This is a genomic window from Streptomyces sp. NPDC033180 (assembly GCF_055577645.1).
In genome coordinates this window covers 485,881-501,732 of record NZ_JBVIPU010000001.1, presented here as the reverse complement: position 1 = coordinate 501,732, position 15,852 = coordinate 485,881, and the positions used below count along the sequence as shown (strand labels likewise).

The 15,852-nt window shown below is 71.4% G+C and carries 13 protein-coding genes; 6 read left to right on the top strand and 7 right to left on the bottom strand.

What is annotated here, in order from left to right:
- Positions 1-268: 268 nt before the first annotated feature.
- Both ACZ5WE_RS02350 and ACZ5WE_RS02345 read right to left on the bottom strand, forming a co-directional pair.
- Positions 269-1,621: an NAD(P)/FAD-dependent oxidoreductase gene (locus tag ACZ5WE_RS02350; RefSeq protein WP_467690529.1), complete on the bottom strand. Its 1,353-nt coding sequence runs from the start codon at positions 1,619-1,621 to the stop codon at positions 269-271.
- A 229-nt stretch (positions 1,622-1,850) separates the two neighbouring features.
- Positions 1,851-2,786 (bottom strand): TIGR01777 family oxidoreductase, encoded by a 936-nt coding sequence (locus tag ACZ5WE_RS02345; protein WP_467690527.1) that lies wholly within the window; start codon positions 2,784-2,786, stop codon positions 1,851-1,853.
- A 62-nt stretch (positions 2,787-2,848) separates the two neighbouring features.
- Here ACZ5WE_RS02345 and ACZ5WE_RS02340 point away from each other — a divergent pair, with 62 nt between their 5' ends.
- Positions 2,849-3,337: a GNAT family N-acetyltransferase gene (locus tag ACZ5WE_RS02340; RefSeq protein ID WP_467690525.1), complete on the top strand. Its 489-nt coding sequence runs from the start codon at positions 2,849-2,851 to the stop codon at positions 3,335-3,337.
- Between the two features lie 116 nt (positions 3,338-3,453).
- Entirely contained in the window at positions 3,454-4,635 is a 1,182-nt protein-coding gene (locus ACZ5WE_RS02335; RefSeq protein WP_467690523.1) for a PP2C family protein-serine/threonine phosphatase, read from the top strand.
- A gap of 47 nt (positions 4,636-4,682) precedes the next feature.
- On the opposite strand, the gene ACZ5WE_RS02330 is transcribed toward ACZ5WE_RS02335, so the two are convergent.
- A complete protein-coding gene (locus ACZ5WE_RS02330; RefSeq protein WP_467690521.1) occupies positions 4,683-5,372 on the bottom strand; it encodes a TetR family transcriptional regulator in 690 nt (229 codons plus the stop codon).
- A 144-nt stretch (positions 5,373-5,516) separates the two neighbouring features.
- Here ACZ5WE_RS02330 and ACZ5WE_RS02325 point away from each other — a divergent pair, with 144 nt between their 5' ends.
- Entirely contained in the window at positions 5,517-6,302 is a 786-nt protein-coding gene (locus ACZ5WE_RS02325; RefSeq protein WP_467690519.1) for an SDR family NAD(P)-dependent oxidoreductase, read from the top strand.
- A 94-nt stretch (positions 6,303-6,396) separates the two neighbouring features.
- Positions 6,397-7,323: a peptidoglycan recognition protein family protein gene (locus tag ACZ5WE_RS02320; RefSeq protein WP_467690517.1), complete on the top strand. Its 927-nt coding sequence runs from the start codon at positions 6,397-6,399 to the stop codon at positions 7,321-7,323.
- Positions 7,324-7,471: 148 nt separating this feature from the next.
- Here ACZ5WE_RS02320 and ACZ5WE_RS02315 read toward each other — a convergent pair whose 3' ends face one another.
- Positions 7,472-7,996: a DUF4240 domain-containing protein gene (locus ACZ5WE_RS02315; protein WP_467690909.1), complete on the bottom strand. Its 525-nt coding sequence runs from the start codon at positions 7,994-7,996 to the stop codon at positions 7,472-7,474.
- 133 nt (positions 7,997-8,129) lie between these two features.
- Here ACZ5WE_RS02315 and ACZ5WE_RS02310 point away from each other — a divergent pair, with 133 nt between their 5' ends.
- Both ACZ5WE_RS02310 and ACZ5WE_RS02305 read left to right on the top strand, forming a co-directional pair.
- The gene (locus tag ACZ5WE_RS02310; protein WP_467690515.1) at positions 8,130-9,101 is read left to right on the top strand and encodes an SDR family oxidoreductase; all 972 of its coding nucleotides are present in this window, start codon (positions 8,130-8,132) and stop codon (positions 9,099-9,101) included.
- A 19-nt stretch (positions 9,102-9,120) separates the two neighbouring features.
- Positions 9,121-10,092 carry a helix-turn-helix transcriptional regulator gene (locus tag ACZ5WE_RS02305; protein WP_467690513.1) on the top strand — a complete coding sequence of 324 codons (972 nt, stop codon included), beginning with the start codon at positions 9,121-9,123 and terminating at the stop codon, positions 10,090-10,092.
- A gap of 115 nt (positions 10,093-10,207) precedes the next feature.
- Here the strand turns inward: ACZ5WE_RS02305 and aceE are convergent, their stop codons facing one another.
- The 3 genes from aceE to sucB form a co-directional block, all read right to left on the bottom strand.
- Positions 10,208-12,913 (bottom strand): pyruvate dehydrogenase (acetyl-transferring), homodimeric type, encoded by a 2,706-nt coding sequence (aceE, locus tag ACZ5WE_RS02300; protein ID WP_467690511.1) that lies wholly within the window; start codon positions 12,911-12,913, stop codon positions 10,208-10,210.
- Positions 12,914-13,227: 314 nt separating this feature from the next.
- Positions 13,228-13,851: a GntR family transcriptional regulator gene (locus tag ACZ5WE_RS02295; protein ID WP_467690509.1), complete on the bottom strand. Its 624-nt coding sequence runs from the start codon at positions 13,849-13,851 to the stop codon at positions 13,228-13,230.
- Positions 13,852-13,999: 148 nt separating this feature from the next.
- A complete protein-coding gene (gene sucB, locus ACZ5WE_RS02290) occupies positions 14,000-15,820 on the bottom strand; it encodes a 2-oxoglutarate dehydrogenase, E2 component, dihydrolipoamide succinyltransferase (RefSeq protein WP_467690507.1) in 1,821 nt (606 codons plus the stop codon).
- Between the last annotated feature and the right edge of the window lie 32 nt (positions 15,821-15,852).

Sequence of the window (15,852 nt, the reverse complement as noted above, 5' to 3'; positions counted from 1 at the left end):
CTCCTATGAATAGGCCGAGGATGAGCGATATCACCGGCATGGTGCGACGCACGTGAGCCTCCTGCGGCTTGGCGATCCGGTGGGACCGTAGCCGTGAGGTACCTGTGTGGCAAGGGGAGTTACAGGGGTGTGTGAAGTTCGGTGGGTCTTACGAGGTGGGCGTGCGGGAAGGTGGAAGCCCTCGCGTGGGGGCGCGAGGGCTTCCCGGGGTGTGGCTGATAGGTCGGATGGATCGGCCCTAAGGGGCGGGTCCGAGCCGACGGGGGCTTCAGGCCGCCATCGGCAGCTGCCCCGTCCCGTGCGCCGGGTCCACGCCGAAGTCCGCGAGTGCGGCACGCGCCGCGCGGCGGCCCGAGTACAGGGCGCCCTGCACCGTGCTGGTGTCCCGGTGGTCCCCGCACACGTAGAGCCCCGACAGCAGTCGCACCGGGCGGCGCAGATCGTGCGGCGGTGGCATCGCGGGCACCGCGTCGCGGGTGTGGTGGACGGCGAGGGGTTCCCAGCGGGCGGTCGATGTGCCGTACAGATCGGCGAGATGGGCGAGGACGGCCCGTTCGTCGGGTGGCGGCCCGAGGACCGTTGACGAGATGAGCGCCCGGCCCGCGGGCGCGCGCGACGGGTCGACGTGGCTGATCACGGCAGTGTGCGCGACCGGGCCCGAACGGTCGGCGTCGAGCAGCAGCGCGGGCTCGGTGAGCGGCGCGTCGGGCGCCGCGTGGTGCAGCACGGTCACCTGGTGGAAGGACGGCACGCGCAGGCCGGGAAGTAGCTCGGCGGCGGCGCGGGCATCGGTGGCCAACAGGACGGCGCGACAGCTCACTTCGCCGTGTTCGGCGGTGGTGACGGAGGTCGTGGAGACGGCGGTGACGCGTACGCCGGTGCGGACCGTCCCCGGTGGCAGCGAGGCCGACAGGAGCTCGGGCAGCACCTCGGCGCCGCCCTCGGGCAAGCACAGGCGGCCGCGCGCGAAGGAGTGCAGGGCGAGGTCGGCGCACCGGCTCGACGTCGTCAGGTCCGGGTCGCACAGGAGCGCCGAGAGCAAGGGGCGCAGGAAGCCGGTGACGGTGCGCGCGGGCAGGCCTCGGGCGAAGAGGGCCTCGGACGCGGGAAGTTCGGGGCGGGCGAGGAGGCGCTTCGGATCCGTCGCGGCGAGCCTGGCGAGTGCGGCGCCGAGACGGGCCTGGTCGAGCGCGCCGCCGAGGGGGGTGGTGCGGGGGGCGGTCCGTGCCGGGGTCCGTGCTGTGCGCGAACCCCGGGGGGCGCTCGCGAGGGCGCGCGCGGCGGTGAGTGCGCCCCGTGTGCGCCGGGGGCTCGCGGGCTCGACGGCGCGGTGGTGCCGGCCGTCGCTGTGCACCAGGACGCCGGGCACGAAGGGCCGCAGCACCAGGGCGTCGAGCCCCGGCGTGTGGCGCAACTCGGGGTACGACGTGGTGAGCAGCTGCCCGATCCTGTCGAGCCGGAACCCGTCGACCTTCTCCGTCGACATACGCCCACCGACGTAAGGGGCGGCTTCCAGGACGACGGTCGTTACACCGGCCCTGGTCAGCTGATGGGCGGCCGACAGTCCCGCGACCCCCGCTCCCACGATGACGACATCCGCATGGTGCGCAGGCTCTAGCACGTGCCCCTCCCGGAGGTTGTGCGGCTGCTGGGGACGTCATGCCCTCAACAGGGCTTCGGAATCACCGAGTTCCGCACGAGGGTAGGAGTACGAACGGTCAGTGGCAGTCGCGCATCGACCGAGCACGGTCGCACGCCGGTCGCACACGATCGCAGAGCGAAGAACACGATCGTTTGCCGCAGGCCTTCTACCGCTGTCCCTCTTTTGCCGGCCCGCTACCGCCGGCCTTCTACCGCAACGCCGCCCGGATCGTCTCCTCGATGCCAGGGAACGCGAACGAGAACCCCGACTCCAGGAGCCGGGTCGGCAGAACTCGCTGGCTGCCGAGCACGTCACCGGCCATCTCGCCGAGCACGACGCGCAGCGCAGGCTCGGGTGCCGGGAAGAGCGTCGGGCGGTGCAGCACCCGCCCCATCGCGGCCGTTACCTCGCGGTTGGTCAGTGGATCGGGCGCCGTCAGATTGACCGGCCCCGCCAGCGACTCCGTGTCGAGCAGGTGCCGCAGCGCGGCCACCGCGTCGTGCAGCGAGATGTAGCTCCAGTACTGCCGGCCGTCACCGAGGCGCCCGCCGAGCCCTGCCTTGAAGAGCGGGAACATCCGCTGCCAGGCCCCGCCCTCGCGCGCCACCACCAGGCCGTTGCGCGAGAAGACCGTGCGGATGCCCGCCGCGTGCGCCGCGGCGGCCGCACCCTCCCACTCGACGCACAGGGACGGCAGGAAGCCCTCTCCGGAAGGGGCGCTTTCGTCCACCGCGCGCTGACCGGTGTCTCCGTAGTAGCCGATCGCGCTCGCGCACAGGAACACCCGGGGCGGCTCGTCCAGGGAGGCCGCCGCCTCGGCGAGCGTCGCGGTGCCGAGCACCCTGCTGTCGCGGATCTCCTGCTTGTAGGCGGCCGTCCAGCGGCGGTCGCCGATCCCGGCTCCCGCCAGGTTGACCAGCGCGTCGCAGCCCGCGAGCCCCGCTGTGTCGACGTAACCCCCCTTGGGGTCCCATCGCACCTCGTACTTCGTACGAGGTGCTCGGCGCACCAGTCGCACCACCTCGTGGCCGTCGTCGGCGAGGGCGCGTGTCAGCGCCGTTCCGATGAGGCCGGACGCGCCGGCCACGGCGATACGGGACCGCCGCGACGACGGGGCTGACGGCTCGGACTCGGAGGGCTCCATGAAGCCATCCTGCCCCGGAAACCCGGCGGGAGGCGTCAGGCGTCCGTCGTACAGTGACGCCCATGCCGGACACGCACATACGTACCGCCCTGCCGGACGACGAAGAAGCCCTCGCCCGCATCGACCGCGTCACCTGGTCCACCCTGCACGCGGTGCAACCGGCTCCGCAGCCTCCGTACCCGCCGTTCTTCAGTGAACGCTTCGGGCCTCACGACCACCTGGTCGCCGAGCTGCACGGCGCGGTCGTCGGCTACATACGGCTCGGTTACCCCACCTCCCTCCTCGCCCACGCCCACGTGCGGCAGATCCTGGGCTTCGCCGTCACGGACGAGGCGCGCGGCAGGGGTGTGGGCCGCGGTCTCGTCAGGGCCGCGGTGGAGGCGGCCCGCCGCCAGGGCGCGCGGCGCGTCACGCTGCGGGTGCTCGGCCACAACACTCCGGCCCGGACGCTCTACGCCTCCGAGGGCTTCGTGGTCGAGGGGGTGCTGCCGGGAGAGTTCCTCCTCGACGGCTCGTACGTGGACGACGTGCTGATGGGGCGGGTGCTCTGAGACTCCGGAGCCTGCCATGACCCCCGCCCGGCCTTCGCCACCCGTCGGACCGGCCCGGCGTGCGGCGGGCACGCGCGCGTAGGAGCGTGGGGAGGCCGACCGGAAGGAGCGAACCGATGTTCAGGGTCGCTGCTGCCAGCCGGCGGGACCGGGAGGAGCCCGGCTGGCTGCGCGGCGCACCACCGCCCACCTGGGTGCGCTGGCCCCCGCCCGTGCTCCTGGTCGTGATCTGCGTCATCCAGCTGGCCACCCCGGAGACGGTCGACCTCAGCTTCCTGCTCGCCGCGGTACCGCCGCTGGCCGCGCTGGCGTACGGCGCATCCGCCACGGCGCTCTTCGGCGGCACCGTGGTGCTGCTGCTCTACCTGCCCGGTTTCGGTCTCGGCCGTCCCGGGGACAGCGATGTGCTGACGGTCGCCTTCGTGGCGCTGCTGAGCATCCTGTTCGCCTGGGTCCGCAGCCGACGCGACGCCCAGCTCGTCACCGTCCGCACCGTCGCCGAGGCCGCCCAGTTCGCCGTGCTGCCACCACTGCCGGAGCGCGTGGGCCCGGTGCGCTGCGCGGGCCTCTACCGCGCCGCACAGGGCGGCACGCTGGTCGGCGGTGACCTCTTCGACGTGCGCAAGGGCCCCAGCGGCGTACGGGCGCTGGTCGGCGACGTGCAGGGGCACGGCCTCGCGGCCGTCGGCACGGTCGCCGCGCTGCTCGGTGCCTTCCGCGAGGCGGTGCTCGACCAACCCGACCTGGAGGGGGTCGCAGCCCGGCTCGACCGGCGCCTGGTGGTCGACTCCGAGGAGGCCGAGCACGCCGAACTCTTCGCAACCGCCGTGCTCCTGGAATTCCGGGCCGACGCCCCTGAGCTGCGGATCGTCTCCTGCGGCCACCCGCCTCCGCTGCTGGTCCGCGGTGGGGTCGTCGAGGAGCTTGCCGTGGCGCCTGGGGCTCCGCTGGGCCTGGGAATCGCGGGTGTCGCACCGCCCGAAGAGGTGACCGTGGGCCTGAAGCCCGGCGACCGGTTGCTCGTGGTGACCGACGGGGTGACCGAGGCGCGGGACAGGTCCGGCGCCTTCTACCCGCTGGCCGAGCGTCTTTCGGTGCTCTGCGCCGACCTGCGGGACGACCCGGCGGCGCTGACGTCCGCGGTCTGGAGGGACCTGATGCGGTTCTCCGGCGGGGTCGGCGACGACGTGGCCCTGCTGGCGTTCTCGCTGGACCTGGACCTGGACCTGGACCAGGAGCCGGACCCGGACCTGGAGCCGGAGGCGGGACCGGGCCCGCGGGTGGAACCGGAGCCGTAGTGGGACGCGGCGACGGGCGCCGGGCCTAAGACGTTCCCCTGTCGGGTTCAGGCGTTGCCCTGCCGTGCGGCCAGGAGCCGTAGTCCGCCCGTCAGTTCGCGCAGGCAGCGCACCGCCAGGACGGCGGGGGAGCCGGGGCCCTCGGTGGGCGCGTCCGTGGCGGCCCAGGTCTCCAGGGCCAGGCGAATGGCGTCGGTGGCGGCCGCGGCCGCCAGACGTACGTCCAGTGCGTCGGCGTCGTCCCCGGCCAGGCGGGCGAGCACCGGTACGAGCTGCTCCTCGGACTCCTGGTTCACGCGATACCAGACCGCGCGCAGCGCCGGGTCGTTCTGCGCGGCGCGCAACAGGCCGCGGGTCCACTCCAGGGACTCGGCCGCGCGGTCGTCGGCGGCGGTCAGCGCGTCCGCGATGGACCGCTCCAGGGCCGTCGGCATCCCGGCGGCCGGGTCGAGGTCCGCCAGGTGGGCCCGCCACTCGGCGGCCCCGCCCGCGAGGAGCGGCGCGACCGCGTCCTGCTTGTTGCGGAAGTACCGGTAGAAGGTGCGCAGCGCCACCCCGGCGCGGCCCGCGATCTCCTCGGCGGTGGTGCCGTCCGGGCCGCGCTCGGCGAAGAGCTCGGCCGCGGCGCGGGCGATGTCGAGCTGCGTGGCCGCTTTGCGGCGCTCGGTCAGCGACGGCTGCGCCGCCGGTGGCAGTGGCTGCGATGACTGCGATGGCTGCGACGAGTGGGTGCTCACCCTCGCAGCCTACGCGGGATTCTCACCCTGATACATGAATTGTCGGCATGGCAAAACGTGCCAGCCAGGCGTACATTGAAACCAGATCGGGAAAGCCGGATCCATGGACGGATCCGGGAGCCCGGACGTGAACGGAGGCATTCCATGAACCGCTACGCAGGCCGTCGTGCCCTCATCACCGGCGGAGGCTCGGGCATCGGGCAGGCCACCGTCCTGCGCATCCTCGAGGAGGGCGGCAGGGTCGTGGCCGCCGATGTCAGCGAGGCGGGTCTGAAGGACACCACCGAGAAGGCGGGTGCCGCGGCCGACCGACTCACCGCCCTCGTGGTGGACGTCTCGGACGAGACATCGGTGCGCGAGGGTGTCGCCGCCGCCGTCACCGCGCTCGGCGGCCTGGACGTGCTGGTGAACGCGGCGGGCGTGCTCCGCTCCTCGCACACGCACGAGACCAGCCTGGATTCCTTCAACCGCGTCATCCAGATCAACCTTGTGGGCACGTTCCTGGTGATCCGCGAGGCGATCCCGGCGCTGCTCGACGGCGAGGACGCCGCCGTCATCAACTTCAGCTCCACCTCGGCGATGTTCGCCCACCCGTACATGGCGGCCTACGCGGCCAGCAAGGGCGGCATCCAGTCCATGACGCACGCGCTGGCCAGTGAGTACGGCAAGCAGGGGATCCGCTTCAACTCCGTCCAGCCCGGCTCCATCTCCAGCGGCATGACCGACGGCAGCGGCTCCAGCAGGCAGAGCGTGGGCCCCGGCCTGCCGGAGGACGCCGACATGAGCCTGTTCATAAAGCTGGCCCCGGCCATCGGCCAGGGCTTCGCGGGACCGGAGTCGGTGGCCTCGGTCGTCGCCCTGCTCGGCTCCCAGGACGGCAAGTTCATCACCGGCACCGAGGTCAGGGTCGACGGCGGCACGCACTTCTGACGGGCCGGGCACGGTGCTCCTCCGGGCTCCGCAGGTTCATTCGAATGGCGGAGTGTGGATCGCGGGTGGAGCGGGTGGGCCGGAGAGTCGGACCATGCGTGTCTTCCGTGGTGTGTCCGCGGCGCGGGTGCTCGCGGCGCGTCGGCCCGGTGTGCGTGTGCTCGCGGCGCGTCGGCCCGGTGTGCGTGTGCCGCCGGCGGTGCGTGCGGTGCTGGGCTGTGTGCCCGGCGTCGCTGCCGTGGCGCTTCTGCTGTTGTGCGCGTTGTTCGTGGGGCCCGGGGTTTCGGGGGCGCCGGGGCGGGCGAGTGACGGTCCGGTGGCGTTGGCCGGGCTCGGGGAGCGGGCCGGGGCGACCGGGCGGTATTCCTTGATGCCGGCGGCCGCGGCCCCGGTACGCAGGGCGGTGGGGCATCCGGCGGCGCAGCCTCGCGTGGTGCCGCGCGCCGAGTGGCTGGACGGTGCGGTGGGGCAGACGCCGCCCGCCCGGTATGCAGGCCGGGCCGAGGCGGTGTTCGTGCACCACACGGACACACCGAACGGCTACGACTGCGCCGATGCCCCGCGCACCATCCGCTATCTGTACGCCGGTCAGACCGAAGGGAGACAGTGGGACGACATCGGTTACAACTTCCTCGTCGACCGGTGCGGGACCGTCTACGAGGGGCGTGCGGGCGGCATCGAGAGGGCCGTCGTCGGGGCGCACACGCAGGGCTTCAACCAGAAATCGGTGGGGATCGCGGCGATCGGGACGTTCACGGCGGGGAGCCCTGTGCCCCGGGCGATGACCGAGGCCCTGGCGGCGCTCGTCGCGTGGAAACTCGGGCTCTCGGACGTGGACCCGCGTTCCACGGTGCGGCTGGTGTCATCGAACAGCCTCAGCAAGTACCCGGCGGGGGCGAGCGAGTTGTTCAGCGCGGTGTCCGGTCACAACGACGGCTACTCCACGTCCTGCCCGGGAGCGGCGCTGACGGCCGCGCTCCCCGCGATAAGGGAGAGGGCCGCGAGGCTGCAGGACCGGTGACCCGGTGACCCGGTGACCCGGTGAGACGGTGGGCCCGACGGGAGCCGCGGGCCGGCCCGAGTTCGGAACGCGCCGAGTTCCCGAACGCGCCGAGTTCCCGAACGCGCCGAGTTGCCGAACGCGCCGAGTTCCCGAACGCGTCCGCCCCTCAGTCGACCTCGCCGAAGCGTTCCCACAGTTTCGGGTAGCGCTCGGCCATGGCCGCTTCGTTCTCGAAGTCGAGCGGTGTCCCCAGCGGCTCCGTAGGGGCGGGAGCGATGCCGAGGTCGGGGGTGACGACGCCGGTGAGCTGCTCGTAGGCCTCGTCGGCGGCGTAGCCGAGCTCCTCGCCGTCGCCGTCGATGTCCTCGTCGAAGTCGTCGAGGAGATCCGCGAGCGAGTCCGGGTCGTGCAGGGCCCCCTCGAACACCTCGCGGCCCTGGCCGATCAGCCAGCAGCGGAAGTAGTCGAAGGCGTCGTCACTGGCGCCGCCGAGGAGGACCCAGGAAGCTCCCCACAGATCCCAGCGGTAGGCACGGTTGTAGCGCGCCTCGAAGTGACGGGCGAAGTCGAGCACCATGTCCGGCTCGAGCTCGAGAAGCTTCTCGGTGAGCAGGTCGGCATGGTCCTCGGGGTCGCCCTCGGCGGCCACGCGGGTGCGGTCCACGATCTCCCAGAACTCCGTCTCGTCCATCACGGGACAAGCATCGGTCCTGAGGGGTGCGTACGCACGCGGAGTGCGGCGGATGCGACTGTGTCGTTATGTGTGCACATGCCCGTGGAAAACCCGACAGCAGGTGTCGGTATTCGGTGGCAGCCTCGAAGCCATGGAGAGCGAAGAGATGGACAGCACACACGCCCCCGCGCACCCACTGACCGGAAAGATCGCCCTCGTCGCCGGCGCCACCCGCGGCGCCGGCCGGGCCATGGCGGTGGAGCTCGGCCGCGCCGGGGCCACCGTGTACGCGACGGGGCGCACGACCCGCGAGCACACGAGCGAGGTCGGCCGCACCGCGGAGACCATCGAGGAGACCGCGGAGCTGATCACCGCCGCGGGCCGGGAGGCGGGCGGGCCGGGCACCGGGATCGCCGTACCCACCGATCATCTGGAGCCCGAGCAGGTCGAGGCCCTCGTCGACCGGATCGACCGTGAGCAGGGCCGTCTGGACATCCTGGTCAACGACATCTGGGGCGGCGACGTCCATGTCGAGTGGGACAAGAAGATGTGGGAGCACGACCTCGACAAGGGGCTGCGCCTGATGCGCCTCGGTATCGAGACCCACATCGTCACCAGCCGGTACGCGCTGCCGCTGCTCATCAAGAACCCCGGCGGCCTGGTCGTCGAGGTCACCGACGGGACCGCGGAGTACAACGGCCCCCACTACCGCAAACCCTTCTACTACGACCTCGCCAAGGCGGCCCCGCTGCGGATGACGAAGGGCCTGGCCGAGGAGGTCGAGGAGTACGGCTGCACGGCGCTCTGCCTGACTCCCGGCTGGCTGCGCTCCGAGGCGATGCTCGACACCTACTTCAAGGTGACCGAGGAGAACTGGCTCGACGGCCGCGAGCAGAACCCCCACTTCGCGATCTCCGAGACCCCCACCTTCGTCGGCCGAGCCCTGGTCGCGCTCGCCGCCGACCCCGAAGTGGCCCGCTGGAACGGCACGTCGCTCTCCAGCGGCGGTCTCGCCAAGGAGTACGGCTTCACGGACGTCGACGGTTCGGCGCCGGACGCCTGGCGCTACATCACGGAGGTCGACCAGGAGAGCAAGGAGGCGGACGTCACCGGCTACCGCTAGCCGACGGCATCATGGGGGCATGCGCGCTGCACGCCTCATCAAGATGGTGCTTCTGCTCCAGGCCCGCCCCTCCATGACCGCCGCCGAGCTCGCCGGTGAGCTCGAAGTGTCCGAGCGGACCATCACGCGTGACGCCCAGGCTCTGTCGGAGGCCGGCGTCCCGGTGTACGCGGACCGGGGGCGGGCCGGCGGCTACCGGCTCATCGGCGGCTACCGCACCCGGCTCACCGGGCTCGGACGCAGTGAGGCTGAGGCGCTGTTCCTGTCCGGAGTGCCGGGCGCGCTGCGGGAGATGGGCCTGGAGGACGCGGCATCGGCGGCCCGTCTGAAGGTGTCGGCGGCGCTGATGCCCTCGCTGCGGGACGCCTCGCAGAACGCCTCGCAGCGGTTCCACCTGGACGCGCCGGGCTGGTTCAAGGAGACGCCCGCGCCCGAACTGCTGCCCGCGCTGGCGGACGCGGTGTGGGACGACCGGCACGTCACCGCCCGCTACCGGCGCCAGGACACCGAGGTGGAAAGGGAGTTGGAGCCCTACGGCCTCGTGCTCAAGGCCGGCGTCTGGTATCTGTGCGCGAGGGTGCCCGACACGGGTTCGTTCCGGGTGTACCGCATCGACCGGTTCACCGCGATCGCCGCCGGCGAGGACCGCTTCGTACGCGACGAGGAGTTCGATCTGCCGGGCTTCTGGGAGGAACGGGCCGAGCAGTTCGCGCGGGCGATCCTGCGCTCCGAGGTCGTGCTCCGGCTCTCCGAGCGGGGCGTACGACAGCTTCCGTACGCCACCGACTCGGCGTCCACGCAAGAGGCACTGGCGACCGCGAGCCCCCCGGACGACGGGGGCTGGGTGACGCTGACCCTCCGGGTCGAGAACGAGGACGTCGCGTACACCCAGCTCATGGCGCTGGGCCCGGAGGTGGAGGTCCTGGAGCCGACGACGCTCAGGGAACGATTCAAGGAAGCGGCCCACAGAATGTCTGATCGCTACCGGTGATGGTTGGGCGGGCGGGAAAACAGCCGCCGCGAAGCGGCGGCTCAGAACCGCACCCGCACACGGGAGCGGGCCCCTGCCGAAGAGACAGGGACCCGCACCCGCATCAGGCCGAAGGCTACAGACCGTACTTCGCCCGAGCTTCCTTCACCGCGGAAGCGGGAACCTCACCGCGACGGGCAAGCTGGGCCAGCGCGGCGACGACGATCGACTCCGCGTCGATGCCGAAGTGGCGACGGGCCGCGTCACGCGTGTCCGACAGACCGAAGCCGTCCGCGCCGAGCGACGAGTAGTCCTGCTCGACCCACTGCGCGATCTGGTCGGGAACCTGCCGCATGTAGTCGGAGACGGCAAGCACGGGACCCTGCGCGCCCTCAAGTGCCGTACGCAGGTAAGGAGTCCGCTCCTCGCCGCGCAGGATCGCCTCGTCCGCCTCGAGTGCGTCGCGGCGCAGCTCGGTCCAGGAGGTCGCGGACCACACGTCGGCGGCCACACCCCACTCCTCGGCGAGCAGCTTCTGCGCCCTGAGCGTCCAGTGAATGGCCGTGCCCGACCCGATCAGCTGGATGCGCGAGGCGTTGGCGGCGGGGGAGTGCCCGGCGGACTCGGCCGTGTTGAAGCGGTAGAGACCGCGCACGATGCCCTCGTCCACACCCGCGGGCTTCGCGGGCTGCGGCATCGGCTCGTTGTAGACGGTGAGGTAGTAGAAGACGTTCTGGTCCTCACCGGGGGCGGCCTCGCCGTACATCCGGCGCAGACCGTCCTTGACGATCGCCGCGACCTCGTAGGCGAACGCCGGGTCGTACGACATGGCGGCGGGGTTCGTCGCGGCGATCACCGGCGAGTGGCCGTCCGCGTGCTGCAGACCCTCACCCGTCAGCGTCGTACGGCCCGCGGTGGCGCCGACGAGGAAGCCGCGGCCGAGCTGGTCGCCGAGCTGCCACATCTGGTCGGCCGTGCGCTGCCAGCCGAACATCGAGTAGAAGATGTAGAACGGGATCATGGCTTCGCCGTGCGTCGCGTACGACGACGACGCGGCGATGAAGTCCGCCATCGACCCGGCCTCGGTGATCCCCTCGTTGAGGATCTGCCCGTCCTTGGCCTCGCGGTAGTACATCAGCTGGTCGCGGTCGACCGGCTCGTAGTTCTGGCCCTTGGGCGAGTAGATGCCGAGCGACGGGAAGAGCGACTCCATGCCGAAGGTGCGCGCCTCGTCGGGGACGATCGGCACCCAGCGCTTGCCGGTCTCCTTGTCGCGGATCAGGTCCTTGACGAGCCGTACGAAGGCCATGGTCGTCGCGACCGACTGCGAGCCCGAGCCCTTGTCGAACGAGGCGAACGCCTTGTCGGCCGGGGCGGGCAGCGGCGCGAGCAGCTGCGTGCGGCGGGCCGGGGCCGGACCGCCGAGGGCGGCACGACGCTCCTGGAGGTAGCGGACCTCGGGGGAGTCGGCGCCGGGGTGGCCGTAGGGCACCACGCCGTCGACGAACTGGCTGTCCGGGATCGGCAGCTCGAGGAGGTCGCGCATGTCCTTGAACTCGTCCACCGTGAGCTTCTTCATCTGGTGGTTGGCGTTCTTGGACTCGAAGCCCTTGCCGAGCGTGAAGCCCTTGACCGTCTGCGCGAGGATCACGGTCGGCGCACCCTTGTGGGTGAGCGCCGCACGGTAGGCCGCGTAGACCTTGCGGGCCTCGTGGCCGCCGCGCGAGAGGTGGAAGCACTCGCTGATCTTGTCGTCGCTGAGCAGCTTGCCGAGCTCGACGAGCGCGGGCTCGGAGCCGAAGAAGTGCTCGCGGATGTAGGCGGCGTCACGCGTCGCGTACGTCTGGAACTGCGCGTCCGGTACCTCGCGCAGGCGGCGTACGAGTGCGCCGTTGGTGTCGAGCTGGAACAGCTCGTCCCAGGCGTTGCCCCAAAGGACCTTGATGACGTTCCAGCCGGCGCCGCGGAACTGGGCCTCCAGCTCCTGCACCACGCGGAAGTTGGCGCGGACCGGGCCGTCGAGGCGCTGCAGGTTGCAGTTGATGACGTACGTGAGGTTGTCGAGACCCTCACGCGCGGCGAGCGCGAGGGCTGCCGTCGACTCGGGCTCGTCCATCTCGCCGTCACCGAGGAACGCCCACACGTGCGAGGCGGAGACGTCCTTGATGTTGCGGTTGGTGAGGTAGCGGTTGAAGCGCGCCTGGTAGATCGCCGACAGCGGGCCGAGGCCCATCGATACGGTCGGGAACTCCCACAGCCAGGGCAGCCGGCGCGGGTGCGGGTAGGACGGCAGGCCGTTGCCACCCGCCTCCTGGCGGAAGTTGTCGAGCTGCGCCTCGTTCAGACGGCCGTCGAGGAAGGCGCGGGCGTAGATGCCGGGGGAGGCGTGGCCCTGGATGTAGAGCTGGTCGCCGGAGCCGGGAGACTCCTGGGATTCCTTGCCCTTGAAGAAGTGGTTGAAGCCGGTCTCGTACAGCCAGGCGGCGGAGGCGAAGGTGGCGATGTGGCCGCCGACGCCGTGTTTGCTGCCCCGGGTCACCATCGCGGCCGCGTTCCAGCGGTTCCACGCGGCGATCCGCTGCTCCATCGCCTCGTCGCCCTCGATCGCCGGCTCGGCGGAGGTGGGGATGGTGTTGACGTAATCGGTCTCAAGGAGCTTGGGCAGCGCCAGGCCCGCGCCCTCGGCGCGCTCCAGCGTGCGCCGCATCAGGTATGCGGCTCGGTGCGGCCCGGCCGCCTGGGTAACGGCGTCCAGGGAGGCCTGCCATTCGGCGGTCTCCTCGGGGTCGCGGTCCGGGAGCTGGTCGAGCTCGCTCGGCTGGATTGCGGAGGGGTCGGTCATGTCGCCGCCTTCCTGAGTCGGAGGGGGTCCCCTGTTCGGTAAGGGGTGGGGGTGCCCTAGGTCTTTGGCAGGACAGGGCGTGAGGCTCTGGTACGGATTCGTTTGTGCGTCTCCGCCAGAACCCCGTCGGAGACTCTAACTCCGTGATCGATGATCGATCAAAGGGTTGAAGGCGAAAACTCCTTCATATTCAGAAAGTAGGCATCCGGTGCCAATAAATCGGGCACGCGGTGCCTTCGATTTGAAGGATCGGCGCAGGTGGGAGCACGTATGAGCGCCCTCATGCTCCTACGGTGCCCGGCGCTCGGAGAGCGTCAGGCGCGCGGCGCGCAGCCCAGTACGTGGGCCTTCACCAGCTCCGCGATCGCGGGATCCCGCCGCTGGAAGGCCGAGACGAGAGCCTCGTGCTCCTCCGCGTACGACTGCTGCACCGTCCCGAGCCACCGGATCGAAAGTGCCGTGAAGACCTCGATACCGAGTCCCTCCCAGGTGTGCAGCAGCACGGAGTTGTCCGCGGCCCGCACCAACTCCCGGTGGAAACCGACCGTGTGCCGCACCTGGGCGGTGCCGTCCGATGCCCGGTCCGCCTCGTACAGGGCGGCGACATGGGGTTCGAGAGCCGAGCAGTCCTCGGCCAGACTCTGAGCCGCCAACTCGGCGGCGATGGCCTCGAGGCCCGCGCGGACGGGGTAGCTCTCCTCCAGGTCCGCCGCGGTCAAGTTCCGTACGCGAACACCCTTGTTGGGCGCCGACTCGATGAGCCGCAGCGTCTCCAGCTCCCGCAGCGCCTCCCGTACGGGGGTCTGCGAGACCTCGAGCTCCACGGCGATGCGCCGCTCCACGATCCGCTCGCCCGGCTGCCAGCGCCCGCTGACGATCCCCTCCACGATGTGCTCGCGGATCTGTTCGCGCAGCGAGTGAACAACGGGCGCGGTCATGTGGGCTCCTCCGGCGGGGGCAGCGCCCCAGGGCGTGGTGACCCCTAGACAATACGGCGACGCCCCCGCTCGGAAACCTCCGAACGGGGGCGTACGTGCTGATGAGACGAGTCTTACAGCCCTGGGGGCCGCAGCACCAGCGGCAGGACTACAGGCCGAGCTCGACCTCGAACTCGCCGGCCTCCAGGATCGCCTTGACCGTGGTCAGGTAACGGGCGGCGTCCGCGCCGTCCACCAGACGGTGGTCGTAGGAGAGCGAGAGGTACGTCATGTCACGGACGGCGATGGTCTCGCCGAGGTCCGGGTGGTTGATGACGACCGGACGCTTCACCGTGGCACCGATGCCGAGGATGGCGGCCTGGTTCGGCGGCACGATGACCGTGTCGAACAGGGCACCGCGCGAACCGGTGTTGGAGACCGTGAAGGTGGCGCCGGACATGTCGTCCGGGGTGAGGCCACCGCCACGGGCCTTGCCGGCCAGCTCGGCGGTCTTCTTGGAGATACCGGCGATGTTCAGGTCGCCCGCACCCTTGATGACCGGCGTCATCAGACCCTTCTCGGCGTCCACGGCGATGCCGATGTTCTCCGAGTCGAAGTACGTGATGGTGCCTTCGTCGTCGTTGATCCGGGCGTTGACGACCGGGTGGGCCTTCAGCGCCTGGGCGGCGGCCTTGACGAAGAACGGCATCGGGGAGAGCTTGACGCCCTCACGAGCCGCGAACGAGTCCTTCGCCTTGGCACGCAGCTTCATCAGCTTGGTGATGTCGACCTCGACGACCGAGGTCAGCTGGGCCTGCGAGTGCAGCGCCTTCATCATGTTGTCGCCGATGACCTTGCGCATGCGGGTCATCTTGACCGTCTGACCGCGCAGCGGGGACGCCTCGAGGGCCGGGGCCTTCGAAGCGGCCGGGGCGGCGGCGGCCGGAGCAGGGGCCGACTTCTTGGCCTCGGCGGCCGCGATGACGTCCTGCTTGCGGATGCGGCCACCGACGCCGGTGCCCTTGACGTCCCCGAGGCTCACTCCGTGCTCGTTCGCGAGCTTGCGGACCAGCGGCGTGACGTATGCGCCGTCGTCCGACGGGGAAGCCGGGGCGGCCGGAGCGGCGGGCGCGGCCGGAGCAGCCGCGGCGGGCTGGGCCGGAGCCGCGGGCTGAGCCGCGGGCTGAGCCGCGGGCTGCGCCGGGGCGGCGGGCTGCGCGGGGGCGGCAGGCTGAGCGGGAGCCGGGGCGGCCTCCTGCTTGGGAGCCTCCTGCTTCGGGGCCTCCTCCTTCGCGGGGGCGGCCGGGGCCTCCTCCTTCGCGGGGGCGGCCGGGGCCTCCTCCTTGGCCGGGGCCGGAGCGGCACCGGGAGCGCCGATGACGGCGAGCTTGGCGCCGACCTCAGCGGTCTCGTCCTCGCCCACGACGATCTCGAGCAGCACGCCCGCGGCCGGGGAGGGGATCTCGGTGTCGACCTTGTCCGTGGAGACCTCGAGCAGGGGCTCGTCCTCCGCGACCTCCTCGCCGACCTCCTTCAGCCAACGGGTGACGGTGCCCTCGGTGACCGACTCGCCCAGTGCGGGCAGCGTGACGTCGGTGCCCTCGGCGGAGCCGCCGGACGGGGCCGGGGCGGCGGGCGCCTCGGCCTGCGGGGCCTCCTGCTGGGGGGCCTCCTGAGCCGGGGCCTCCTCCTGGGCGGGGGCGGCCGGGGCCTCGGCCTGCGCCGGGGCGGCAGAGCCGCCCGCGTCGCCCGAGCCGTCGTCGATGACGGCAAGCTCGGCGCCGACCTCGACGGTCTCGTCCTCGGCGACCTTGATGGACGCCAGGATGCCGGCGGCCGGGGAGGGGATCTCGGTGTCGACCTTGTCGGTCGAGACCTCGAGCAACGGCTCGTCGGCCTCGACGCGCTCGCCCTCGGCCTTCAGCCAACGGGTGACAGTGCCCTCGGTGACGCTCTCGCCGAGCGCCGGAAGGGATACGGAAACCGCCATGGTTTCAGTTGCTCCTTACGAAAATTGCGGAA